The sequence below is a fragment of the Paraburkholderia fungorum genome, assembly GCF_046026025.1.
Lineage (GTDB): Bacteria > Pseudomonadota > Gammaproteobacteria > Burkholderiales > Burkholderiaceae > Paraburkholderia > Paraburkholderia fungorum_E.
This window is the reverse complement of sequence record NZ_JAQQFL010000001.1, coordinates 130,338-154,345: the sequence shown is the minus strand read 5'-3', so window position 1 is coordinate 154,345 and position 24,008 is coordinate 130,338. Positions and strand designations below refer to the sequence as shown.

General features: G+C 62.2%; 25 protein-coding genes and 1 other RNA gene. 11 read left to right on the top strand and 15 right to left on the bottom strand.

Translation table 11 applies throughout. The features are described 5' to 3' along the window. Positions 1–19 precede the first annotated feature (19 nt). Positions 20–634, bottom strand: coding sequence for a glutathione S-transferase C-terminal domain-containing protein (locus PQR67_RS00700; protein WP_408453068.1), 615 nt, complete (start codon positions 632–634; stop codon positions 20–22). Between the two features lie 234 nt (positions 635–868). Between PQR67_RS00700 and PQR67_RS00695 the strand changes: the two genes are divergently transcribed. The 6 genes from PQR67_RS00695 (at position 869) to ruvC (ending at position 7,613) form a co-directional block, all read left to right on the top strand. Further along, the gene (locus tag PQR67_RS00695; RefSeq protein WP_408453066.1) at positions 869–2,275 is read left to right on the top strand and encodes an aminopeptidase P N-terminal domain-containing protein; all 1,407 of its coding nucleotides are present in this window, start codon (positions 869–871) and stop codon (positions 2,273–2,275) included. Between the two features lie 55 nt (positions 2,276–2,330). Next, complete coding sequence (locus PQR67_RS00690) at positions 2,331–3,566, top strand: UbiH/UbiF/VisC/COQ6 family ubiquinone biosynthesis hydroxylase (protein ID WP_408453063.1); 1,236 nt, start codon at positions 2,331–2,333, stop codon at positions 3,564–3,566. Between the two features lie 262 nt (positions 3,567–3,828). Then, a complete protein-coding gene (gene dusB, locus PQR67_RS00685) occupies positions 3,829–4,896 on the top strand; it encodes a tRNA dihydrouridine synthase DusB (protein WP_408453060.1) in 1,068 nt (355 codons plus the stop codon). Further along, positions 4,893–5,126 carry a Fis family transcriptional regulator gene (locus tag PQR67_RS00680; RefSeq protein ID WP_006049915.1) on the top strand — a complete coding sequence of 78 codons (234 nt, stop codon included), beginning with the start codon at positions 4,893–4,895 and terminating at the stop codon, positions 5,124–5,126. The genes dusB and PQR67_RS00680 overlap by 4 nt, the downstream gene beginning before the upstream one ends. Positions 5,127–5,193: 67 nt before the next feature. Then, positions 5,194–6,759: a bifunctional phosphoribosylaminoimidazolecarboxamide formyltransferase/IMP cyclohydrolase gene (purH, locus tag PQR67_RS00675; protein ID WP_408453057.1), complete on the top strand. Its 1,566-nt coding sequence runs from the start codon at positions 5,194–5,196 to the stop codon at positions 6,757–6,759. A gap of 311 nt (positions 6,760–7,070) precedes the next feature. Continuing rightward, on the top strand, positions 7,071–7,613 hold the full coding sequence (ruvC, locus tag PQR67_RS00670) for a crossover junction endodeoxyribonuclease RuvC (RefSeq protein WP_408453054.1): 543 nt from the start codon (positions 7,071–7,073) through the stop codon (positions 7,611–7,613). A 93-nt stretch (positions 7,614–7,706) separates the two neighbouring features. On the opposite strand, the gene PQR67_RS00665 is transcribed toward ruvC, so the two are convergent. Beyond that, positions 7,707–8,339: a LysE family translocator gene (locus PQR67_RS00665; protein ID WP_093635486.1), complete on the bottom strand. Its 633-nt coding sequence runs from the start codon at positions 8,337–8,339 to the stop codon at positions 7,707–7,709. Between the two features lie 257 nt (positions 8,340–8,596). On the opposite strand from PQR67_RS00665, the gene ruvA reads away from it, so the two are divergent. Then, positions 8,597–9,178 (top strand): Holliday junction branch migration protein RuvA, encoded by a 582-nt coding sequence (ruvA, locus tag PQR67_RS00660; RefSeq protein ID WP_120349424.1) that lies wholly within the window; start codon positions 8,597–8,599, stop codon positions 9,176–9,178. Between the two features lie 121 nt (positions 9,179–9,299). Continuing rightward, positions 9,300–10,364 carry a Holliday junction branch migration DNA helicase RuvB gene (ruvB, locus tag PQR67_RS00655; protein ID WP_408453051.1) on the top strand — a complete coding sequence of 355 codons (1,065 nt, stop codon included), beginning with the start codon at positions 9,300–9,302 and terminating at the stop codon, positions 10,362–10,364. 49 nt (positions 10,365–10,413) lie between these two features. On the opposite strand, the gene PQR67_RS00650 is transcribed toward ruvB, so the two are convergent. From PQR67_RS00650 to tyrS, 3 genes are all read right to left on the bottom strand, one after another. Next, positions 10,414–11,091: a histidine phosphatase family protein gene (locus tag PQR67_RS00650; protein WP_408453048.1), complete on the bottom strand. Its 678-nt coding sequence runs from the start codon at positions 11,089–11,091 to the stop codon at positions 10,414–10,416. Between the two features lie 95 nt (positions 11,092–11,186). Beyond that, on the bottom strand, positions 11,187–11,645 hold the full coding sequence (dtd, locus tag PQR67_RS00645) for a D-aminoacyl-tRNA deacylase (RefSeq protein WP_408453046.1): 459 nt from the start codon (positions 11,643–11,645) through the stop codon (positions 11,187–11,189). 61 nt (positions 11,646–11,706) lie between these two features. Continuing rightward, positions 11,707–12,951 (bottom strand): tyrosine--tRNA ligase, encoded by a 1,245-nt coding sequence (tyrS, locus tag PQR67_RS00640; protein ID WP_408453043.1) that lies wholly within the window; start codon positions 12,949–12,951, stop codon positions 11,707–11,709. Between the two features lie 206 nt (positions 12,952–13,157). On the opposite strand from tyrS, the gene PQR67_RS00635 reads away from it, so the two are divergent. Beyond that, positions 13,158–14,288 carry an anhydro-N-acetylmuramic acid kinase gene (locus PQR67_RS00635; protein WP_408453040.1) on the top strand — a complete coding sequence of 377 codons (1,131 nt, stop codon included), beginning with the start codon at positions 13,158–13,160 and terminating at the stop codon, positions 14,286–14,288. Between the two features lie 88 nt (positions 14,289–14,376). Here PQR67_RS00635 and erpA read toward each other — a convergent pair whose 3' ends face one another. The 3 genes from erpA to rplM all read right to left on the bottom strand — a co-directional run bounded on the left by erpA (position 14,377) and on the right by rplM (position 15,844). After that, positions 14,377–14,742 (bottom strand): iron-sulfur cluster insertion protein ErpA, encoded by a 366-nt coding sequence (gene erpA, locus PQR67_RS00630; protein ID WP_007180424.1) that lies wholly within the window; start codon positions 14,740–14,742, stop codon positions 14,377–14,379. Positions 14,743–15,011: 269 nt separating this feature from the next. Then, positions 15,012–15,404 carry a 30S ribosomal protein S9 gene (gene rpsI, locus PQR67_RS00625; RefSeq protein ID WP_007180423.1) on the bottom strand — a complete coding sequence of 131 codons (393 nt, stop codon included), beginning with the start codon at positions 15,402–15,404 and terminating at the stop codon, positions 15,012–15,014. Between the two features lie 11 nt (positions 15,405–15,415). Beyond that, positions 15,416–15,844, bottom strand: coding sequence for a 50S ribosomal protein L13 (rplM, locus tag PQR67_RS00620; RefSeq protein ID WP_007180422.1), 429 nt, complete (start codon positions 15,842–15,844; stop codon positions 15,416–15,418). A gap of 685 nt (positions 15,845–16,529) precedes the next feature. Between rplM and PQR67_RS00615 the strand changes: the two genes are divergently transcribed. Further along, a complete protein-coding gene (locus PQR67_RS00615; protein ID WP_408453038.1) occupies positions 16,530–16,952 on the top strand; it encodes an OsmC family protein in 423 nt (140 codons plus the stop codon). 87 nt (positions 16,953–17,039) lie between these two features. On the opposite strand, the gene rnpB is transcribed toward PQR67_RS00615, so the two are convergent. From rnpB to pyrC, 3 genes are all read right to left on the bottom strand, one after another. Then, an RNA gene (rnpB, locus tag PQR67_RS00610) (RNase P RNA component class A) lies at positions 17,040–17,453 on the bottom strand. A gap of 69 nt (positions 17,454–17,522) precedes the next feature. Continuing rightward, positions 17,523–18,356 carry a DUF3025 domain-containing protein gene (locus PQR67_RS00605; protein WP_408453035.1) on the bottom strand — a complete coding sequence of 278 codons (834 nt, stop codon included), beginning with the start codon at positions 18,354–18,356 and terminating at the stop codon, positions 17,523–17,525. A gap of 11 nt (positions 18,357–18,367) precedes the next feature. Then, on the bottom strand, positions 18,368–19,456 hold the full coding sequence (gene pyrC, locus PQR67_RS00600; protein ID WP_408453032.1) for a dihydroorotase: 1,089 nt from the start codon (positions 19,454–19,456) through the stop codon (positions 18,368–18,370). 189 nt (positions 19,457–19,645) lie between these two features. On the opposite strand from pyrC, the gene PQR67_RS00595 reads away from it, so the two are divergent. Then, positions 19,646–20,572 carry a class II glutamine amidotransferase gene (locus PQR67_RS00595; protein ID WP_408453029.1) on the top strand — a complete coding sequence of 309 codons (927 nt, stop codon included), beginning with the start codon at positions 19,646–19,648 and terminating at the stop codon, positions 20,570–20,572. Between the two features lie 123 nt (positions 20,573–20,695). Here PQR67_RS00595 and PQR67_RS00590 read toward each other — a convergent pair whose 3' ends face one another. The 4 genes from PQR67_RS00590 to PQR67_RS00575 form a co-directional block, all read right to left on the bottom strand. Then, entirely contained in the window at positions 20,696–21,421 is a 726-nt protein-coding gene (locus PQR67_RS00590) for an amino acid ABC transporter ATP-binding protein (RefSeq protein ID WP_408453026.1), read from the bottom strand. Further along, positions 21,418–22,095, bottom strand: a complete 678-nt coding sequence (gene gltK / locus PQR67_RS00585; protein WP_408453023.1) for a glutamate/aspartate ABC transporter permease GltK — start codon at positions 22,093–22,095, stop codon at positions 21,418–21,420. Before gltK ends, PQR67_RS00590 begins: the two co-directional genes overlap by 4 nt. After that, a complete protein-coding gene (locus PQR67_RS00580; RefSeq protein WP_408453019.1) occupies positions 22,095–22,835 on the bottom strand; it encodes an amino acid ABC transporter permease in 741 nt (246 codons plus the stop codon). Before PQR67_RS00580 ends, gltK begins: the two co-directional genes overlap by 1 nt. A gap of 82 nt (positions 22,836–22,917) precedes the next feature. Then, a complete protein-coding gene (locus tag PQR67_RS00575) occupies positions 22,918–23,811 on the bottom strand; it encodes a glutamate/aspartate ABC transporter substrate-binding protein (RefSeq protein ID WP_408453016.1) in 894 nt (297 codons plus the stop codon). Positions 23,812–24,008 lie beyond the last annotated feature (197 nt).

Here is a 24,008-nt window from a genome sequence, read left to right as displayed (position 1 = left end):
CCGCTTTACCGATCCGGGTTCAATCCGCCGGCACGGTATCGATAAACGACTGACGCAACGAGAGCTTCTGGAAATGCTTATCCAGATTCGGATAGCCTTCGCGCCAGTTCAACTCAGGCATGCGGAAATCGAGGTAACCCAGCGCGCAACCCACCGCGATGTCCCCGAGCGTGTAGTGATTGCCCGTGCACCACGGCTTGCTGCCGAGGCCTTGCGACATCGCGATCAGGCCTTCGTCGATCTTCCGTTGCTGCCGGGCAACCCACGCGTCCACGCGCTGTTCGGGCGTACGCTGCGTGCTTTCGAGGCGAATCAGCACAGCGGCGTCCTGCATCCCGTCGGCGAGCGCCTCCCAGCACCGCACCTCGACGCGCTCCCGGCCTGACGGCGGAATCAGCTTGCCGACCGGCGAGAGCGTATCCACGTATTCGCAGATCACCCGCGAGTCGAACACCGCTTCGCCGTCTTCCATCACGAGGCATGGCACCTTGCCGAGCGGATTGAAGGTGTGAATCGTGGTCTGCGGCGCCCAGACGTTCTCGGGCACGAGTTCGTAGTCAATCTTCTTGTCGGCCAGAACGATCCGCGCTTTGCGCACGAACGGGCTGGCGAGCGAACCGATGAGTTTCATCATGACCATCTGCCTTTTCTTGAATTCGGCGAAAGTATAAGTGGTCGGCGGCCTTCACGAACATGGCGAGGTTGCTTCACAAGCCGCGCGGGTGCTCGCTGTGGATGGATTGCAACATTGCCGCAACGCCCGCGCGCCGTCTACCCGGCCGAACGGCTAACGCGGCCGGGACGACCGCCTTCTCCCCATCAGTATCCGTGCAAAATAAGTCTGCGCATTGGGCGCTACAATCGCGACATGAACCAGCCGACCGAACTCACCATCGCCGTCGACGTCTACCGCACGCGCCGCGAGCGCGTACTCGCCGCGCTGCGCGCAGCGGGCGGGGGCGTTGCCATCGTCCCCACCGCGCCGGAAAAGCTGCGCAACCGGGACGCCGACTATCCCTACCGGCACGATAGCTACTTCTACTATCTGACGGGTTTCACCGAACCCGAGGCCTGGCTGGTGCTCGACGCGAGCGCCGCGCCCGGCGAGCCGGCTTCGATCCTGTTCTGCCGCGAGAAGAATATCGAGCGCGAGACGTGGGAAGGCTTCCGTTTCGGGCCGGATGGCGCGCGCGAGGCGTTCGGCTTCGACGCCGCATTCGCCGTAAGCGAACTCGATACGCAACTGCCGCTGATTCTCGCTGACAAGCCTTCGCTGCACTATGCGCTCGGCACGTCGGCGAAACTGGACGAGCAGGTGCGCGGCTGGCTCGACAGCGTGCGCGCGCAGGGCCGCAGCGGCGTGGCCGCGCCCACCGTCGCGGGCGATCTGATCCCGTTGCTCGACGACATGCGGCTCATCAAGGATCACCACGAACTCGCCATCATGCGCCGCGCCGGACAGATTTCGGCGCAGGCGCATCGCCGCGCGATGGCCGCCTGCCACCCCGGCGTGCGCGAGTACGAACTCGAAGCCGAATTGCTCTACACATTCCGCAAGTTCGGGGCGCAGGCGCCGGCTTACACGTCGATCGTCGCGGCGGGCGCCAACGCCTGCGTCCTGCACTATCCCGCCGGCAACGCGATTGCCCAGGACGGCGACCTGATCCTGATCGACGCCGCCTGCGAACTCGACGGCTATGCATCCGACATCACCCGCACCTTCCCGGCGAGCGGCCGCTTCACGCCGGCGCAGCGCGAACTGTATGACATCGTGTTGGCCGCGCAGCAGGCTGCCGTCGACGCCACGCGCGTCGGCGCCACGTTCGACGATCCGCACCAGGCCGCCGTGCGCGTGCTGTCGCAAGGCTTGCTCGACACCGGCATCCTCGATTGCACGAAGTTCGCCTCGGTCGACGACGTGATCGCCGGGCGCGCCTACGCGCCGTTCTACATGCACCGTACCGGCCACTGGATCGGCATGGACGTGCACGATGTCGGCGACTACCGCGAACGCGGTGCGCCGCGCGACGAAGCGGGCGCACTGCCGTGGCGCACGCTGCAGGCGGGGATGACGTTGACCATCGAGCCCGGCTTGTACATCCGCCCGACCGAAGGCGTGCCCGAGCGCTACTGGAACATCGGTATCCGCATCGAGGACGACGCGATCGTCACCACGGCCGGTTGCGAGCTGATCACGCGCGACGTGCCGGTGGCCGCCGACGAGATCGAGGCGTTGATGCAGGAAGCCCGCGCGGCCCAGCCAACCGGGCAATAGGCCAGGCAATGAGCCAGACAGCCATTCAGGTAGTGAGCGAAGGAAGCAACCCGCAATGAACGACGTTTCCCAGTCGACGGTGATTCTGAAACCCGCCGCGGCCGACCGCGCCTTCGATTTCGACGTGACGATCGTCGGCGCGGGGCCGGTCGGGCTCGCGCTCGCCGGCTGGCTGGCACGCCGCAGCGCGACTCAGGCGTTGAAAATCGCGCTGATCGACGCGCGTGAGCCGGAAGATTCGATTGCCGATCCGCGCGCGATCGCCGTGTCGCAGGGCAGCCGGATGATTCTCGAACCGCTGCGCTGGCCCGCCGACGCCACGGCGATCCACCGCATCCACGTATCGCAGCGCGGCCATTTCGGCCGCACTTTGATCGACCACAGCGAGCACGGCTTGCCGGCGCTCGGCTACGTGCTGCGTTACGGTGCAATCGTCCATGGTCTCGCCGAAGCGGTTCACGCGAGCGCGGTGCACTGGTTCCGCTCCACCTCCGCCTCGGCGCCGACTCAGGAGCTCGACGGCGTCACGCTGCCGATCGAAACCGCTGGCGTCACACGCACTCTGCGCACGCGGATTCTGGTCAATGCCGAGGGCGGTCTGTTCGGCGACCAGAAAACCGCCGGAGGCGCGGGCAGCAGCGCGGGCGGCGGTACGCGCGATTACGGACAAACCGCGCTGGTCGGCACGGTCACGGTGTCGGCGCCGCAGCCGCATGTGGCGTGGGAGCGCTTCACGTCGAAAGGGCCCATCGCGCTGCTGCCAATGGGCGGCGTGCGCGGCGCGAATTACGCGCTGGTCTGGTGCTGCGCCCCCGAAGAAGCCGCGCGGCGCGCACAGCTCCCGGACGACGAATTCCTGCGCGAACTCGGCGCCGCGTTCGGTAGCCGAATGGGGAGCTTTACGCAGATCAAAGGGCGCGCGTCGTTCCCGCTGGGGCTGAACGCGGTCGATACGCTGGTGAACGGCCATGTCGTCGCCATTGGCAATGCGGCGCAGACGCTGCATCCGGTGGCGGGTCAAGGTCTGAACCTGGGCTTGCGCGACGCGCACGCGCTTGCCGATGCCTTGTCGGCGGAAGGCCCCACCCCGCTGGCTCTCGCGACGTTCGCGCAACGCCGCGCGCTCGACCGGCGCCTGACGATCGGCGCGACCGACACGCTCGCCCGGCTTTTCACCGTCGACTTCCCGCCGCTCGCCGCCTTGCGCGGCCTCGCCCTCACCGCGCTCGAATTCGTGCCGCCCGTGAAAACCGCGCTCGCGCGGCAAATGATGTTCGGCCAGCGCCGCTGAGCGCGCCGCCCGCTCGCACTCCACAGCCGCTGCAGCCTTCGCTGCAGTCTTTTTAAGCAGCGCACACGGCGGCGCCCGAGCGGGTCCGGTTCTATGAACCGGACCACTTTCATAGAAGATTTAATGAGTTACGACAGGCTCAAGTCGGGTGCCGGCTATCCGTTAACGCTAAAATAGCAGTTTTCCCTCGCATTTCGCGAACGCTCCGATTGACAGATTCTGAAAAGAAACTGAAGCGATCGGTCGCGGGCGCGTCCAAGTCATGCCCACTCTCGGCTCCCACAATCTGCGTAATAACCTGTTCGTCGCCCCAATGGCCGGCGTGACCGACCGTCCGTTCCGGCAATTGTGCAAACGGCTGGGCGCAGGCTATGCAGTGTCGGAAATGGTCGCGTCGAATGCGCAGCTCTGGAAAAGCGAAAAGACCATGCGCCGTGCCAACCACACGGGCGAGGTCGAGCCGATTGCCGTACAGATCGCCGGCGCCGATCCGGCCATGATGGCCGAAGCCGCGCGCTACAACGTGGCGAACGGCGCGCAGATCATCGACATCAACATGGGCTGCCCGGCCAAGAAGGTGTGCAACGTGGCCGCGGGCTCCGCCTTGCTGCAGAACGAACCGCTGGTGCAGCGCATTGTCGAGGCCGTGGTGGGCGCGGTGGGCGTCGGGCCCGACGCGGTGCCCGTCACGCTGAAGATCCGCACCGGCTGGGATCGCGACAACAAGAACGCTTTGACGGTCGCGCGTCTGGCCGAGGCCGCCGGCATTTCCATGCTGACCGTGCACGGCCGCACGCGCGCCGATTTGTATCACGGCGACGCCGAATACGAGACCATCGCTGCCGTCAAAGCGGCGGTGCGCATTCCGGTGGTTGCCAACGGCGACATTACGTCGCCGCAAAAAGCCCGCGAAGTGCTTGCCGCCACCGGCGCCGACGCCATCATGATCGGCCGCGCCGCGCAGGGGCGGCCGTGGCTGTTCCGCGAGATCGAGTATTTCCTGCAAACGGGTGAGTTGCTGCCGCCGCCGCGCATCGACGAAATCCAGCAGGTGATGAACGAGCATCTCGAAGATCACTACGCGTTCTACGGAGAGTTTACCGGCGTGCGCACTGCGCGTAAGCATATCGGCTGGTACACTCGCGGCCTTTCTGGCGCCAACGTGTTCCGGCACCGCATGAATACGCTGGACACCACGCGCGAACAACTCCTCGCCGTCAATGAATTCTTCGACGCCCAAAAGGCGATCTCGGACCGCCTCGTCTACGTCGACGAGGCGCTCAGCAAGAACGACGGCGAGCCGGACCATACCGACCGACTAGCAGCATGAGCAAGAACAATATCGAACAATCTGTCCGCGACAGCCTGGGTATCTATTTCCAGGATCTCGACGGCTCCAATCCGCACGACGTCTACGACATGGTTATTTCATGCGTGGAAAAACCCTTGCTCGAAGTGGTGCTCGAGCAGGCCGGTGGCAATCAGTCGCTGGCCGCCGAGTATCTCGGCATCAACCGCAATACGTTGCGCAAGAAACTGCAACAACACGGTCTCCTGTAGCTCGTTGTAGCTCGTTTTAGTTTCTTTCGCGCCCTGCCACGTTTCCCTTCGGCTTTTCGTCTTCATCATGATCAAGCAAGCGCTCATATCCGTTTCCGACAAGTCCGGCATCGTCGACTTCGCCAAGTCGCTGTCGGACCTTGGCGTCAAGATCCTGTCGACCGGCGGCACCGCGAAACTGCTCGCGGACGCAGGCCTTCCCGTCACCGAGGTCGCCGACTACACGGGTTTCCCGGAAATGCTGGACGGGCGCGTGAAAACGCTGCATCCGAAGGTGCATGGCGGCATTCTGGCGCGCCGCGACCTGCCGGAACACATGGCAGCGCTTGAAAAGCACGACATCCCGACCATCGACCTGCTGGTCGTGAATCTGTATCCGTTCGTGCAGACCGTGTCGAAGGAAGAGTGCTCGCTGGAAGACGCGATCGAGAACATCGACATCGGCGGTCCGACCATGCTGCGTTCGGCCGCGAAGAATCATCGCGACGTGACGGTGGTGGTCGATCCGGCGGATTACGCCATCGTGCTCGACGAAATGCGCGCGAACAGCAACGCGGTTTCGTACAAGACGAACTTTCGCCTCGCCACCAAGGTGTTCGCGCACACCGCCCAGTACGACGGCGCGATCACGAATTATCTGACGAGCCTCACCGACGAATTGCAACATTCGTCGCGCAACGCTTACCCGTCCACGTTCAACCTGGCGTTCAGCAAGGTACAGGACCTGCGCTACGGCGAAAACCCGCATCAGAGCGCGGCGTTCTATCGCGACCTGGCGGTGCAGCCGGGGGCGCTGGCGAACTACAACCAGTTGCAGGGCAAGGAACTGTCGTACAACAACATCGCCGATTCCGACGCTGCGTGGGAATGCGTGAAGACGTTCGACGTGCCGGCTTGCGTGATCGTCAAGCACGCGAATCCGTGCGGCGTGGCCGTGGGCGCCGACGCGAACGGCGCATATGCAAAGGCGTTCCAGACCGATCCGACTTCCGCGTTCGGCGGCATCATCGCGTTCAACCGTGAAGTCGATGAGACGGCGGCCCAGGCCGTAGCCAAGCAGTTCGTCGAAGTGCTGATCGCCCCGTCGTTCAGCGCGGCGGCTCGCCAGGTGTTCGCGGCCAAGCAGAACGTGCGTCTGCTGGAAATCGCTTTGGGCGAAGGCCATAACGCGTTCGATCTGAAGCGCGTCGGCGGCGGGCTGCTGGTGCAGTCGCTCGATTCGAAGAATGTGCAGCCGCGCGAATTGCGCGTCGTCACGAAGCGTCACCCCACCCCGAAGGAAATGGACGACCTGCTGTTCGCATGGCGCGTCGCGAAGTACGTAAAGTCGAACGCAATCGTGTTCTGCGGCAACGGCATGACGCTCGGCGTCGGCGCGGGCCAGATGAGCCGCGTGGACTCGGCGCGTATCGCCAGCATCAAGGCGCAAAACGCCGGTTTGACGCTGACGGGTTCGGCCGTGGCGTCGGATGCGTTCTTCCCGTTCCGTGACGGTCTGGATGTGGTGGTCGCGGCAGGCGCGACCTGCGTGATTCAACCGGGCGGCTCGATGCGCGACGACGAAGTGGTCAGCGCGGCAGACGAGCACAACATCGCGATGGTGTTGACCGGGGTGCGTCACTTCCGGCATTAAAGGGCAGGCCTGGCGAACGGCGTACCCTGCTTTGTGATGCGCCGGTCGCTGGACTAATTTGAACGGAACGGCTCGGTGGATTTTCCACTGGGCCGTTTTGTTTTGGAGGTACATTTTTCGCGGTGCCGATTCCGTACGCATCGACGCCTGAATCGTCGCTGAGGTTTCGATCGTTCTTCATGTGCGATCGCCGCTCTCAACGCATGCAGCAACAGTTTTTATTCCGCCAGCGTCGCCGCACACCGCCCGCCGCACGGCGCGTTCGTTGTAGTATCGCAAGCACCTGGTTTTTACCGCCTGTGCGGCACCTCATGAGAATTCTCGGCATCGACCCCGGCTTGCGCGTCACCGGCTTTGGCGTCATCGATCAGACCGGACACACGCTCAGCTATGTCGCCAGCGGCGTGATCAAAACCGCCGACGCCGATCTGCCGTCGCGTCTCGGCACCATTTTCGAAGGCATTTCGACGCTGATCCGCCAGCACGCACCGGATCAATCAGCGATCGAAAAGGTGTTCGTCAACGTCAATCCGCAATCCACCCTGTTGCTTGGCCAGGCGCGCGGCGCGGCAATCTGTGGACTGGTGGCGGGTGGTGTGCCGGTCGCCGAATACACGGCCTTGCAGTTGAAGCAGGCCGTGGTCGGCTACGGCCGCGCGACCAAAGAGCAGATGCAGCAGATGGTGGTGCGGCTCCTCAACCTCTCCGGTGTGCCCGGCACCGACGCCGCCGACGCCCTGGGCATGGCGATCTGCCACGCGCACAGCGGCTCGACGCTTAGTACGTTGGGTGGCATTGCGCCTTCGCTGGCGAAGAAAGGTTTGCGGGTGAGGCGCGGGCGGTTGGTGGGCTAAGAGAAGGCACGACGCCGACGCAAGCGACGCAGACCCGTCACATTCGCTCGCGCTTGCACGCAACCGCCGCTCAAATGCGGACGCATGCGCCGCTCAGTTCCGACTCGCCAGCGCCAGCCGGCAAGCCAGTCCGGCGAACACCGTCCCCAGCAGATACTGCGGCACGCGCGACGGCCGGCGCCCCGCCGACAGCTTACGGCTCAGCTTGCTCGCCATCAGAATCACTGCGCCATTCACACAGAAGCCGATCAGATTCAGCACCGTCGCGAGCACCATGATCTGCAACGCCACCGAGCCTGCCTCGGGCCGCACGAATTGCGGAAACAACGCGAGCACGAACAGCGCGACTTTGGGATTCAACAAATTGGTGAAGAGACCCTGACGGAAAATGCGGCCAACCGGATAGCGGCTCATCGACGCATTCGGCGACAGCACCGTGCCTTGCGTGCGGAACGTCTTCCAGGCGAGATACAGCAGGTAGGCGGCGCCGGCGAAACGCACGACGTCATAGGCCATCGGCACGGCCAGAAACAGCTGCGACAGACCGAATGCGGCAGCCAGCGCATGACAGTACGTACCCACCAGAATACCCGCCAGCGAGGCGAACCCGGCAGGACGTCCCTGGCTCACACTGCGCGAAGCAATCAGCAACATGTCAGGGCCGGGTGTGGCGGTCAACGCGAGACACGCGCCTGCAAACAGCGCGAGAGTGGTGAGGCTCAGCATGGAAGCTCCTTCTGGTTGTGCCGGGCAAGAACCCGCCAAAAGGGATCTCAGTCTAGGGGGCTGCAACGCGCCGGTCAACCGCGATTGCGCGTAGCGCGCCGCGCGATTCCGCGCCTTCTCGCTGCCGCGCCTCCACGTCCGCGCATTCACGAGCGACCTGGCTCCTCCGGCTTCGCCGCTCCTCAACGCTCTTTTGCATCTCACCACTGCCCACACGCTGCGCTACACTCGCCCTTTCTCTCGAGATTGAATTCGCCATGATCGGTCGCATTGCCGGCGTTCTGCTGGAAAAAAATCCGCCGCATCTGCTCGTCGACTGCAACGGCGTCGGTTACGAAGTCGATGTGCCGATGAGCACCTTTTACAACCTGCCTTCGAACGGCGAACGCGTCGTGCTGCTCACGCAAATGATCGTGCGTGAAGACGCGCATTTGCTCTACGGCTTCGGCACCGCCGAGGAACGCTCGACCTTCCGCGAATTGCTGAAGATCACCGGCATCGGTGCGCGCATGGCGCTTGCCGTACTCTCCGGCATGAGCGTGCACGAACTGGCGCAGACCGTCACCATGCAGGACGCAGCGCGCCTGACGCGCGTGCCTGGCATCGGCAAGAAAACAGCGGAACGGCTGCTCCTCGAACTGAAGGGCAAGATCGGCGCCGACCTGGGCGCACTGGCCGGCGCGGCGTCGGCATCCGACCATGCCTCCGATATCCTGAACGCGCTGATCGCCTTGGGTTACTCCGAAAAAGAAGCGTTGGCGGCCATCAAGAACGTGCCGGCGGGCACCGGCGTTTCCGAGGGGATCAAGCTCGCGTTGAAGGCACTCTCCAAGGGCTGATAGCTCACGCCATGACAGCGACGCCGCGTGCGACAGGTAGAGCTTCGCATGCGGCGGCGCGATGCACACCCTGGCCGTTCGGCCGGGTTTCGCAACGGGCGGCGCGCGGTACAATGAGCCCATGATCGAAACCGACAAACTCGCCGCCGAGCGCATCATCGCGGCCACGCCCGTCTCGCCGAACGAAGAAGCGTTCGAGCGCGCGTTGCGCCCGCGCCAGCTTGACGAATATGTCGGGCAGGAAAAAGTGCGCGGTCAGTTGGAAATCTTCATCGAGGCCGCCAAGCGCCGCAAGGAATCGCTCGACCACGTGCTGCTGTTCGGCCCGCCGGGTCTCGGTAAAACCACGCTCGCGCACATCATCGCGCGGGAAATGGGTGTCAATCTGCGGCAAACTTCCGGCCCGGTGCTCGAACGCGCCGGCGACCTCGCCGCGCTGCTCACCAACCTCGAAGCCAACGACGTTTTATTCATCGACGAAATCCACCGGCTCTCGCCGGTGGTCGAAGAAATTCTGTATCCGGCGTTGGAGGATTATCAGATCGACATCATGATCGGCGAAGGACCGGCCGCGCGCAGCGTGAAGCTGGATCTGCAGCCTTTCACGCTGGTCGGCGCCACCACCCGTGCGGGCATGCTGACCAATCCGCTGCGCGACCGCTTCGGGATCGTCGCGCGGCTCGAGTTTTATAACGCGGAAGAACTGGCACGCATCGTGACCCGGTCGGCGTCGTTGCTGAATGCGCAGATCCACCCGGACGGCGCGTTCGAAATCGCCAAGCGCGCGCGCGGCACGCCGCGGATCGCGAACCGGCTACTGCGCCGCGTGCGCGATTTCGCCGAGGTGAAAGCCGACGGCAACATCACCGCGCAGGTGGCCGACGCGGCGCTCAAAATGCTCGACGTGGACGCAGTCGGCTTCGACCTGATGGACCGCAAGCTACTCGAAGCGATCCTGCACAAGTTCGACGGCGGCCCGGTCGGCGTCGACAATCTGGCGGCGGCAATCGGCGAGGAACGCGACACGATCGAAGACGTGCTCGAGCCTTATCTGATCCAGCAAGGCTTCCTGCAGCGCACGCCGCGCGGCCGCGTCGCCACGCTGCTCACCTACCGGCATTTCGGCCTCGCCACGCCGGACGCTTCGAGCCCCATACCCGGCCTGTGGGATTCGGCCGCGAGCTGAGCGTCACGCCGACAACCGGCAACGGGCCCACACGCTGGAGCCGCGTCGCTTAACGTCCCGGTTCCGGCACCCGCTTGAAGCTATCGTCCGCGCTGGGCGCGTCGAGATGCGAGACATCCGCCCACGAGGCGACCGTTGCCTTGCTACCGTCGTCGGCATAATCCACCACGTTGACGCTCGTGTTCAGCAACGCATAATCACGCGGCGCTTCGAGCGACAAACCACACGCAAAACGACGCACGCAATCGAGCACACCGCCATGTGCGACGACGGCGATCCGCGCGCCCGGATGTGCCGCCACCAGAGGTTCGATCGCATGCAGCACGCGGTGGTAAAACACGCGCTGCGATTCGCCCTCGGGGGGCGCGAAACCCGGATCGCGGGTTTGCCAGTGCGCGTATTCATCGGGGAAACGCACGGCGATCTCGTCGCTGTCATGCCCCTGGAATGCGCCGTATGAGCGCTCGCGCAAGCCTTCACGCAGTTGCAGCGGCAAGCCGAGCGCATCGGCGATCGGCTGCGCAGTCTGCTGTGCGCGTTGCAGATCGCTCGAATAAATCGCATCGAGCCGGGCCCCCTCTTTCATCTCGTTCGCGATACGGCGCGCAAGGCGTTGTGCCTGCGCGAGGCCGGTTGTCGCGAGCGGGATGTCGATGTGGCCTTGAATGCGCTTGATACGGTTCCAGTCGGTCTCGCCGTGGCGGATGAACAGAATCTGCGTGGTCATGGGATGCGTGGGCGCCAGTAGCCGGTTATGCCGAGCCGCTATTGTCGCAAAAAGCGGCTGGAGAAGTGGATGCGCGCGGCTGCGCCCGTTGGAATTCAGGCGTTGGTCTGAAGCCAGAAGGTGACCGGCCCGTCATTGACGAGCGACACCTGCATATCGGCGCCGAATTCGCCTGTCTCGACGATTGGGTGCTTTGTACGGGCCGCCGAGACGAAGTAGTCGAATAGCCGCCTGCCCTCGTCGGGCGGTGCGGCGGGTGTGAAGCTAGGGCGCAGGCCGCTGTTGGTATCCGCCGCCAACGTGAACTGCGAAACGAGCAGCAGGCCGCCTGCGCGCCCGGCGCCGTCGAGATTCTGTACGGAGAGGTTCATCTTGCCGGCCGCATCGCTGAAGACGCGGTAGCCGAGCACCTTGGCCAGCAAACGGTCTGCAGCGGCCTCCGAGTCGCCGCGCTCAGCACAGACAAGCGCGAGCAGGCCCGCCCCGATCGCGCCGGTCACGCGCTCGCCCACGCGCACTTCCGCGCGCCGCACGCGCTGGATCAGCGCGATCACGAGCGCGAGTCCTGCTGCATGGCTGGAATCATCATCGCGTTATCGCTGCGTTATCAGGCCATCAAGCCGTCAGCGTGACGCGCGCAAAACGGCGCTTGCCGACCTGAACGACGTACTCGCCGGCTTCGACCTTCAAGCCCTTGTCGGACACGGTCGTACCATCGACCTTTACACCGCCCTGCTCGATGTTTCGCAATGCCTCGCTGGTCGACGGCACCAGGTTGGCCTGCTTGAGCAACTGGCCGATGGCAAGCGGTGCGCCCGCGAGCGTCACGGCAGGAATATCGTCCGGCACACCGCCCTTCGCGCGATGATTGAAGTCCTCGAGCGCGCGCTCGGCGTCGGCTTGCGAGTGGAAGCGCGCAACGATTTCCTGACCGAGCATCACCTTGAAATCGCGCGGATTGCGGCCCGCTTCGATCTCTTTCTTAAAGCCGGCGATCTCGTCCATCGGACGGAACGACAGCAGTTCGAAATAACGCCACATCAGGACGTCGGAGATGCTCATCAGCTTGCCGAACATGTCGGTCGGTTTTTCGCTGATGCCGATGTAGTTGTTCTTCGACTTCGACATCTTCTCGACGCCGTCCAGACCTTCGAGCAAGGGCATCGTCAAGATGCACTGCTGCTCCTGACCGTACTGCTTCTGCAGTTCGCGGCCCACCAGCAGGTTGAACTTCTGGTCCGTGCCGCCGAGCTCGAGGTCGGCATTGAGCGCGACCGAGTCATAGCCTTGCATCAGCGGGTACAGGAGCTCGTGGATCGAGATCGGCACGCCGCCCTGGAAGCGCTTGGTGAAGTCTTCGCGCTCGAGAATACGCGCCACCGTGTAGCGCGACGCGAGCTTGATCATGCCATCGGCGCCGAGCGGCATCGACCATTCGCTGTTGTAGCGGATTTCGGTCTTGTCGCGATCGAGCACCAGTGCCGCCTGCTCGAAATACGTCTTCGCGTTCGACTCGATCTGTTCGCGCGTGAGCGGCGGGCGCGTGGCATTGCGTCCCGACGGATCGCCAATCAGCGAGGTGAAGTCGCCGATCAGGAAAATCACCGTGTGCCCCAGGTCCTGCAACTGGCGCATCTTGTTCAGCACGACCGTGTGGCCGATGTGGATGTCAGGCGCGGTCGGATCGAGGCCGAGCTTGATACGCAGCGGCGTGCCTGTCGCCGCGCTCTTCGCGAGCTTTTGCGCGAATTCTTCTTCGATCAGCAGTTCGTCGACGCCGCGTTTGGTGACGGCGAGCGCGTGACGGACTTCGTCGGTGATCGGGAAGGCGGGACTGGACTTGGTGGACTCGGTGCTCATGCTGGAAACGTGAAGTCGCGAAAAAAGGAGATTGTCCCATAGATGCGCGCCGCCGCGCCCACAGACTCGGCCCTATGCGCCCCGCCGACGCATGATTTCGGCTCATCACGACACGCCATTGGCGTCATGCCGCTTTATATTCGACCGCGCTGGGGTCGATAATCTGCTAAAACAGATCGAAACGAATCATCAAGAGGAGCAGCAACGTGGCACAAGACCCCGCAGACGGCGTCTACTTTGGATTGATGTCCGGCACGAGCATGGACGGTGTCGACGGTGTGGCTGTCCGATTTGCCCGAGGGAAGCCGCCGGTGGTGCTGGCCGAGGCGTTTGTCGGCTTCGCGGCAAGTTTGCGCGAAGCGCTCTTCGCGCTTCAACAACCGGGGGACAACGAAATCGAACGCGAGGCGCTAGCCGCCAACGCGCTCGCCACGCGCTACACGGTGTGCTGCCACGAATTGCTGCAAGCCAGCCGCGTGTCGGCCTCGGAAGTGCGTGCGATCGGTGTCCACGGCCAGACGGTGCGCCATAGGCCGGAAAAGGGTTACACGCGGCAGATCAACAATCCCGCGCTGCTCGCGGAAATGCTGCACATCGACGTAGTCGCCGACTTCCGCAGCCGCGACGTCGCGGCCGGCGGTCAGGGTGCGCCGCTCGTGCCGGCGTTTCACGCCACGGTGTTCGGCGCGAAAGACGAAACGCGGGTGGTCTGTAATCTCGGCGGTATCAGCAACATCACGATCCTGAACGCGACCGGCGGCGTGCGCGGGTTCGACTGCGGGCCGGCGAACGCCCTGCTCGACGAATGGGCCCAACGCCATCTTGGCAAGCCGTTTGACGAAAACGGCCATTTCGCCGCGAGCGGACAGGTCGACCGGCCTTTGCTGAACGCGCTGCTCGACGAACCCTTTTTCTCGCAGCAACCGCCGAAAAGCACCGGCCGCGACCTGTTCAATGCGCAATGGCTGGATGCCAAGCTTCAACCGTTCGCCGCCCTCGCTCCCGCCGACGTCCAGGCCACACTGGTCGCGTTGACCGCGGTAACGGTGGCTCGCGAAATCGAACGGCATGCATCGGACGCCAAGGCAGTCTATGTATGTGGTGGCGGCGCGCGCAATCCGGAGATTATGAGAGCCCTGCAACAGGCCTTGGAGGACAGCGGCGTAAGCGGCGTGCCCGTGATGACGACCGACGCGCTCGGTGTACCGCCGAGCCAGGTCGAGCCGCTGGCGTTCGCGTGGCTGGCCATGCGCTGCATGGCGCGCTTGCCGGGTAATTTGCCGGCCGTCACTGGCGCCGCAGCGGAACGCGTGCTGGGGGCGATCTACCCGCGCTAAGCCAGATGCCCGGGGTTTTTATCAGCCAATAAAAAACGGGGCGAAAGCCCCGTTTCCTTTTACAACCTGCCGCGCAACCGGCCAGCCGTCAAACCGAGAACGACGAGCCGCAGCCACACGTGGTGGTCGCATTCGGGTTCTTGATGACGAACTGCGCGCCGTTGATGTCGTCCTTATAATCGATCTCAGCGCCGACCAGATACTGGTAGCTCATCGAATCGATCAGCAGCTGGACACCGCTCTTGTTCATGACGGTGTCGTCTTCGTTGACGGCTTCGTCGAACGTAAAACCATACTGAAAGCCCGAGCAGCCGCCGCCCTGCACGAAAACGCGCAGTTTGAGGTCCGCATTGCCTTCTTCTTCGATCAGTTGCTTGACCTTGTCAGCCGCTGCGTCGGTAAAAACGAAGGGGGCGGGCATCTCGGTCACGGGTGTGTCGGTGACTGCGTTCATTCGAACTCTCCAAAAAGCTTCTAACCGCTATTGTAGGGCTGATCTCAATATCGTGCTGAAGCCCACAAAATCAATGGGTTCTTCCAGGAAACGCTATCGATCGGCGCGCTGGCCGCTGTCAGCCTGACTGACCGGACCAAACCACCGCTGCAACGCGAGAACCGTTGTCGCCAACCCACGCGGAAAAACCATAAAAAAAGCCGCCTTCGCGAAAGCGTTGGCGGCTTTTGCAGCGCTCCAGCCCGAAAGCCGGATCGCACACGAAGCGATTAACGCTTCGAGAATTGCTTCCTGCGACGTGCCTTGTGGAAGCCGACCTTCTTACGTTCGACTTCACGAGCGTCACGCGTAACGAAGCCAGCCTTCGACAGTTCCGGCTTCAGCGTTGCGTCGTAGTCCATCAGCGCACGGGTGATACCGTGGCGAACCGCACCGGCTTGACCCGTTTCACCGCCACCGTTCACGTTGACTTTGATGTCGAACGTGACGCCGTGGTTCGTGAGTTCCAGCGGCTGACGCACGATCATCAGCGACGTTTCGCGCGAGAAGTAATCGGCGATAGGCTTGCCGTTTACAATGATCTCGCCCTTGCCAGCCTTGATGAAGACGCGTGCGACGGCGCTCTTGCGGCGGCCCGTGCCGTAATTCCAGTTACCGATCATGTGGGCTCCCCTTAGATCTCGAGCGCTTTCGGCTGTTGTGCCGAATGCGGATGCGTTGCTTCAGCGTAGACCTTCAGCTTCTTGATCATCGCGTAGCCGAGCGGGCCCTTCGGCAGCATGCCTTTGACCGCTTTCTCGAGCGCGCGGCCCGGGAAGCGTTCTTGCATCTTGCCGAACGTCGTTTCATAAATACCGCCCGGGTAACCCGAGTGACGGTAGTACTTCTTGTCAGTAGCCTTATTGCCCGTGACGCGCAACTTGCCGGCGTTGATAACGATGATGAAATCACCGGTGTCGACGTGCGGAGTGAATTCAGGCTTGTGCTTGCCGCGAAGACGGTGTGCCACTTCGCTGGCGACACGCCCGAGAACCTTATCCGTCGCGTCAATCACGTACCATTCACGCGTAACCTCATGGGCTTTTGCGGAAAACGTCTTCATGATCGATCCAAAAAAAATGCTGCGCCCAATGTGTTTTTTTCCTGCTTGTAGTGTGCGCATCGAGGCGCGTGCAGGCTCTCCCTGGTTCTTCCTCCGCGGGCGCGGATGCGGAAAAGCTCTGAATTATAAAGGAATTTGTCGCGTCAAGTCAAAGCTTGCGGGGTTTTGGGTGGCAAGCCGTGTTTGGCAGCGGCGGAATCGCACCATTTGCCGTTTCGCGTGACCCACCGAACGGCATCGGCACGGGACCTGGGCGCGGGCGAAAAAAAACCCGAACGAGCGGTTCGGGTTTAATCCACCAAAGGAGGAGGTGGAGGAGACAGCGGAGGTTGCAGAACTGCTGCAACCGATGGAAACGATTATATGAGGCACCCTTGTGCGACGCAAGAACATTTGCATTGTGAAATCAGACTTCACAATGTAGTAGCGTTCCCCGCAGATCAAAAATCTGAAAATTCCCTTTAAAATCAATCACAAAACTTTTTTCAAGCCACTACCGGAGTGGACATCGACTAGAGTAAAACCCCTAAAGCAGTCAGGACATTCCCGAATCCGCGAAACATGCCGCACTGCAACACGCAAGCAGTCATTGGGCATAAGTTCCAGCGAAAGTCCCTCCGGGCGGACACGCAAACACCGGGCTACAATGCCGTTTTGATATAAGCACAGCGCGGTGGAGCACAGCATGGAATGCAAAGTTAGCTGGATGGGGCAAGACGGCATGGCGTTCGCCGCCGAGACTGGCAGCGGCCATCTGGTCATGATGGACGGCGCGCCGGAAGGCGGCGGCCGCAATCTGGCGCCGCGTCCGATGGAAATGGTTCTGCTCGGCACGGGCGGCTGCACGGCCTACGACGTCGTGATGATCCTGAAGAAAAGCCGCCAGGAAGTGGCCGGCTGCTCGGTGACGCTGAAGGCCGAACGCGCCAGCGAAGATCCGAAGGTGTTCACCAAAATCCACTTCCACTTCACCGTGACCGGCAAGAATCTGAACCCGGCAACCGTGGAGCGGGCGATCAATCTGTCGCACGACAAATACTGTTCGGCGTCGATCATGATCGCCAAGACCGCTGAGCTCACGCACTCGTTCGATATCGTCGCGGGCTGAGCGTGGCGCGGCGGCGGCGCAAGCAGCCGAGGCGCGCACAAAAACAAAATGCCGGCGTCCATGCGAACGCCGGCATTTTTCATTAGGTGGCAAAGCAGGCCGATAAGCCGGATTCTGTGCACGCGCCGCGTCCGAAAACGTGACGCGCGTAGCAGTCATTCCTCTAGGCACGCCATTACTGACGCGCTCAAGCTTCCTACCCGCAGACGTGACGGGGGCCCCGTCCTGCATCTCGAAGATGCTAGCCTGCCTACTTGGAATTGCTCCGGGTGGAGGTTACCGTGCCGGTCTGCCTTGCAGCAGCCGCGGTGCGCTCTTACCGCACCGTTTCACCCTTACCTGATCCCGGCTTGCGCCGGGCCATCGGCGGTTTGCTTTCTGTTGCCCTGTTCCGCGTGTCGCCACGGATGGCCGTTAGCCATCACCCTGCCCTATGGAGTCCGGACTTTCCTCGCCCTCTTTAGCCGAAGCCGCAGAGGCCGCGACTGCCTGGCCTGCTTTGCTGGGGCGCATTTTAACACTGTGGCGAAGAAGGAACGGCTTCAACACGTTCGAGTGAACCGCGAGCCTTCAGCGCGAACGCCGTCCCGCACGAAATACGGATGCGTCATCGTAAAACGCGGGCGATTCGTTCTCCGCCCACCAGCCCGGAATCCCCAACACGGGCAGCGGCGCAAACATGCGGCTCGTCAAAGCATCGGTGCCCAGGAGCGCCGCGCCGACGGACTCGTCGAGCCATGCGTCACGCGCCGGGGCGCTCCACCCAAAGTATTCAAACGGCACGTCGACGATCCACGCGTGGCCCGTGCACGCCTTGAACGGCACGATCAGTTTTTCCAGCAGCGCGTGACCGAAGCAACGGATTTCGCAGCGCTCACCCCAGGCGTCACGGCGGTCAACCAGCAGCGTCTGCCAGTCGAACCCACGCAATGCCGCGCTCAATGCCGGGTCGGCGCAGGCGAACAGCAACGCGTTCTCGTCGAATAAGGTCAACGCGTCGCGCACGCCGCCGCGGGTCGGTCCAACGCCCAATACGTCGATCGCCGCCGACTGCCGCGCGTTCAACGCCGCCTTGATACGCGGAAACGCGAACCACATCGACCCGTTGAAGAAGTCATGCAGGTTATGACGCGTCGGCACGCAACCGGTTGACGCGATGTGCGCCTCGTAAGCCGCACCTGGCGGCAGGTCGTCCTGCGCGATGAACGCGAGGCGCTGGCCGCGGCCAGTGCGCTGCTGCATCGCGCCCGCATCCGCATTCATCTCAGCGAGCAATGCCGTATAGCTTTGAAGCGCGGCCTGCTGCCAGCGCTCGCCGCGTGCCGCGAACTGCGCGAACCACGGCTTCGACCAATCGATGTCGGCGAAACCAAAGGCCACGCGCGCCGCTTCTTGCACCTGCATCTAACGCGACCTCAGATAAGGCGCCAACCGATCGATTCACCGCCGCGCAGTGGCACAACCGGCGTGTCGCCGACCGGCAATTCGGCCGGCAGCGTCCATTCCTCGCGACGCAGCGTGACCTTCTCTTCGCTGCGCGGCAGGCCGTAGAAGTCCGCGCCGAAGAAACTGGCGAAGCCTTCGAGCTTGTCCAGCGCACCGGCTTTGTCGAATGCTTCCGTATAGAGTTCGAGCGCATGCAGCGCCGTGTAGCAACCCGCACAGCCGCACGCATGCTCCTTCAAACCCTTCGGATGCGGCGCGCTATCGGTGCCGAGGAAGAAGCGCGGATTGCCCGAGGTTGCCGCCTCGACCAGCGCCACACGATGCCTCTCGCGCTTCAACACCGGCAGGCAGTAATAGTGCGGACGAATGCCGCCCTGGAAGATCGCGTTGCGGTTGTACAGCAGATGGTGCGCGGTAATCGTGGCGCCCAGCAGCCCCGGCGCCACGCCGGCTTCGCGAATGTAGTCGACCGCGTCTTTCGTGGTGATGTGCTCGAACACCACCTTCAGCGCCGGAAAGGCGCGGCGCAGCGGCGTCATCACGCGGTCGATAAACACCTTTTCGCGATCGAACAGGTCGATCGACGAATCCGTCACTTCGCCGTGCACCAGCAGCGGCATACCCGTTTCCTGCATCACTTCGAGCGTTTTGGCGCACTTCATGACGTCGGTGACGCCCGCGTCCGAGTTGGTCGTGGCACCCGCCGGGTACAGTTTCACGCCATGCACGAAGCCGCTTTCGCGCGCGCGACGGATTTCGTCGGGAGGCGTATTGTCGGTCAGGTACAGCGTCATCAGCGGCTCGAACTTCGCGCCGGCCGGGATCGCGGCGACGATGCGCTTGCGATACGCCTGCGCCATCGCCGTCGTGGTAACCGGCGGCTTCAGGTTAGGCATGATGATCGCGCGGCCAAACTGGCGCGCGGTGTCCGGCAGCACGGCGGCGAGCATCTCGCCGTCGCGAACGTGCAAATGCCAGTCGTCCGGGCGGGCGAGCGTAACGGAGTCGATGGAGTCGATGGAGTCGACGGAATCGAGGGAGGCGTTGGAGGCAGTCATGGCGAGAGGGGAACGAGATTCGGCGGCAATAAATCGGATCGGCGTGGTGAAAGCGGTACAAATCACAGCAAATCGCAGCGCTAGAGCCTAAACACACGTCAATTTTGCTATTTGGCGCTTCTGGCTCGGTGATATGCTTGGAAAATCATCATTGTAACGGCTCGTCCCGTTCACAGGCTTACCTGCAACATGTGCCAACTTCTCGGAATGAACTGCGCCGCGCCAACGGACGTCACGTTCTCGTTCACCGGCTTTGCGGCGCGCGGCGGCGTCACCGATCACCATGCGGACGGCTGGGGCATCGCCTTCTTCGAAGACAAAGCCTGCCGCCTGTTCATCGACCATCAATCGTCGGCCACCTCGCCGATCGCCGAAATGGTCAAGCGCTACCCGATCAAATCGAAAAACACGATCGCGCATATTCGCAAGGCGACGCAAGGGCATATCCTGCTCGAGAACTGCCATCCGTTCATGCGCGAGCTATGGGGACGCCACTGGATCTTCGCGCACAACGGCGACCTGAAAGATTATTCACCGGCGCTAAACGGCGTCTATCAGCCGGTCGGCACAACCGATAGCGAACTCGCGTTCTGCGCGTTGCTGCAAGGTTTGCGCAAGGCTTTTCCCGGCTGCCAGCCGCCGCTGGAAGAACTGTTCGCGGCGCTCGAATCCCTCACGCGCGAGATCACGCAATTTGGCGTGTTCAATTTCCTGATGTCGAACGGCCAGGCGCTGTTCGCGCATTGCTCGACGCATCTGCATTACATTGTGCGGCGCTGGCCGTTCTCGACTGCACATCTGGTCGATGCGGATGTGTCGATCGATTTCGCCAAGTACACGACGCCGGAAGACCGCGTCGCCGTGATCGCAACCAAGCCGCTCACCGATAACGAAGTGTGGTCCGCCTTCAAACCGGGCGATCTGCTGATGTTCCAGCACGGCGAAGTGATCGGGCGGGTCAACGTGCCGGTGCCGGCTTCGGTGCTGGAGAAGCTGCGCAATCCGGCGTTGGATGCGTCGGCTTCGGCGACTACGGTTGCGGCCTCGGTTGAGGCGGTGGCCACGGCCGAGGTCGACCTTGAAGCGGCGGACGACGCCGCGGCTTTCGAATCCTGATCCGCGCCGCGCGGCGTTCGCGAAAGCCTGAAACGTCATCAGATACAAAAAAGCCGCTTCTTTCGAAGCGGCTTTTTTTCTGCCCAGGCCACGCCAACCAACCCGCGCGGCCCAACAACACCCTCAGTGCAGGATCTTCGCCAGAAAGTCCTTCGCACGATCCGACTTCGGATTCGCGAAGAAGTCTTCCTTCCTGTCGTCTTCGACGATCAGGCCCTTGTCCATGAAAATCACGCGATGCGCGACTTTCTTGGCAAAGCCCATTTCGTGCGTGACGCACATCATCGTCATGCCTTCCTGCGCGAGTTCGACCATTACGTCGAGCACTTCATTGATCATTTCCGGATCGAGCGCGGAAGTCGGCTCGTCGAACAGCATCGCAATCGGATCCATCGACAGCGCGCGTGCAATCGCCACACGCTGCTGCTGACCGCCCGACAACTGCCCCGGAAACTTATCCGCATGTGCGCGCAGACCGACGCGATCGAGCAGCTTGTAGCCCTTTGCCGTGGCTTCGTCCTTCGAACGGCCGAGCACCTTGATCTGCGCGAGCGTCAGGTTCTGCACGATCGACAGATGCGGGAACAGCTCGAAGTGCTGGAACACCATGCCGACCTTCGCGCGCAGCTTCGACAGATTGGTTTTCTTGTCGGTCAGCGACTGGCCGTTGATAACGATCTCGCCCTTCTGGAACGGCTCGAGGCCGTTGACGGTTTTGATCAGCGTGGACTTGCCCGAACCCGACGGCCCGCACACCACCACCACTTCACCTTTTTTGACTTCCGTCGTGCAGTCCGTCAGCACTTGAAACTGACCGTACCACTTCGAAACATTCTTGATAGAGATCATCTTGCGACCTTTTTCTGAAGACCTTTGACGAGGCTCGACGCGATCACGCAGACCACGAAATAACACGCGCCCGCGAACAGTACCATTTCGACATTCGTGCCGTCACGGTCGCCAATATTCGTGGCGGTGCGGAAGAAGTCGGCGAGACTGATCACGTAGACGAGCGACGTATCCTGAAACAGCACGATACCTTGGGTAAGCAGCAGCGGCACCATTGCGCGGAACGCCTGCGGCAGCACGATGAGGCGCATTGCCTGCGGGTAGCTCATGCCGAGTGCGAACGCGGCATTCACCTGCCCGCGCGGCACCGCCTGAATGCCGGCGCGGATGATTTCCGAATAGTACGCGGCCTCGAACAGCGAGAAAGCGACCATTGCCGAAGCCAGCCGGATGTCGATATCCGGCGACAGGCCCAGCACGTTTTGCAGCACCTGCGGCACGATCAGGAAGAACCACAGCAGCACCATCACCAGCGGGATCGAACGGAAGATCGTGACATAACCCTTCGCGAACCATTCGAACGGCTTGAACGGCGAGAGCCGCATGATCGCGAGAATGGTGCCCCAGATAATGCCGATCACGATTGCAAGCAGCGTGATCTTGATGGTGACGATAGCACCGGTCCATAGCGTAGGCAGTGCGCCCGGAATACCGCTCCAGTCGAAATGATGCATCACTTACCTCCGATATAGCCGGGCAACCGGGTCTTGTGTTCGACCCAGCGCATCAGTTGCATCACGACCAGGTTGATCAGCACATACGCCAGCGTGACCGCGATAAACGACTCATACGTCTGCGACGTATAGTCGACGAGCTGCCGCGCCTGAGCCGACAAGTCGAGCAGACCGATGGTCGACGCGACCGCCGAGTTCTTGAAGATGTTCAGAAACTCGGACGTAAGCGGCGGCACGATGATCCGGTACGCGACCGGCAGCAACACGTAGCGATACGTCTGCCATTGCGTGAAGCCCATGGCCAGACCCGCGGCGCGCTGGCCCTTCGGCAACGCGTTGATGCCCGAGCGTACCTGCTCGCACACGCGCGCGGCAGTGAAGAGCCCGAGACAGATAATCGACGACGAGAAAAACTGCGCACCCGGCGGCAGTTGCTTGAACCAGTTGCCGATCGAGGCCGGCAGCAACTCCGGTATCACCAGATACCAGATGAAGAACTGCACGATCAGCGGGATGTTGCGGAAAATCGCGACATACAGCGTGCCGATACCCGACGCCCATTTGTTCGGCACCGTGCGCAGCACGCCAAAAAACGAACCGACGATGAGCGCGATCACCCATGCCGACAGCGACACGGTAATCGTCACCCAGAAGCCGGACAGCAGCCATCCCAGGTAGGTGGTCGGCTCGCCGGTAGAGACCGGACTCAGCAGAATGCCCCAGTTCCAGTGATATGACATGACGAAGACTCCAGCAAAAAGAAACGGAAGAAGCGCGCGGCCCCTTCCGTCTCGTTTGGCGTTTCAAAAAAACAGCTAAGGTTTAATCGATTGCCTTGTCATTCGGGCTCTTGTAGAGCGCCTTGATGTCATCGCTTTCCGGGAAGTTCAGGTTCAGGCCCTTCGGCGGAATCGGCGATTCGAACCACTTCTTGTAGATCGCATCGGCTTCGCCCGAAGTTTCGACCTTCGCGATTGCGTCGTCCACCACCTTCTTGAATTCCGGATCGTTCTTGCGAATCATGCAGCCGTACGCTTCATGCGATTGCGGCGTGCCGACGATCACGAAGTCACCCGGGGTGTTCGACTTGGCGCGTTCGCCTGCCAGCAGCGCGTCGTCCATCATGAACGCGGCAGCGCGGCCGGTGGAAAGCGTCAGGAACGACTCGCCATGATCCTTCGCGCTGATGATGTTCATGCCCATGCTCTTGTCCTGGTTCATCTTGCGAAGCAGGCGCTCGGAGGTGGTGCCGGCCGTCGTGACGACGGTCTTGCCCTTCAGGTCCGCGAAGTCCTTGATGCCGGAGTCTTTCTTGGTCATCAAACGCGTGCCGATCACGAAGATCGTGTTCGAGAAGGCAGCCTGTTGCTGACGCTCGGCGTTATTCGTGGTGGAGCCGCATTCCATGTCGACGGTGCCGTTCTGCACCAGCGGAATACGGTTTTGCGACGTGACGGGCGTGAGCTTGACCTTCAGGTTCGGCATGTTCAGCTTCTGCTTGACCGCCTCAACCACCTTCAGCGCGAATTCTTGCGAGTAGCCGATGACATTCTGCTTGTCGTCGTAATACGAAAACGGGATCGACGATTCGCGGTGACCCAGCGAAATGACGCCCGTGTCCTTGATCTTTTTCAGCGTACCAGCGTCTTGCGCGTGCGCGCCGACCGTAAACAGTCCGAGAGTCGCGAGCAGCAGCGCAGCTTTTTTAACCTTCATGTGTGATCTCCTTGGCAAGAACCGGCGCCAGTTTAGCAAAGTAATTATTCTGAAAGTATTGCTATAAACCATGTTTGTTGTGCGTGCCTCAAGGTGACCGCCCCGGCGGCGTCGCTACGCGGATTATCGCTGTAGACAGCGCTTGCGGGATAGTCAGTCAACCTTTCCGGATATACGAAGGCGGGCGGCATCGATAC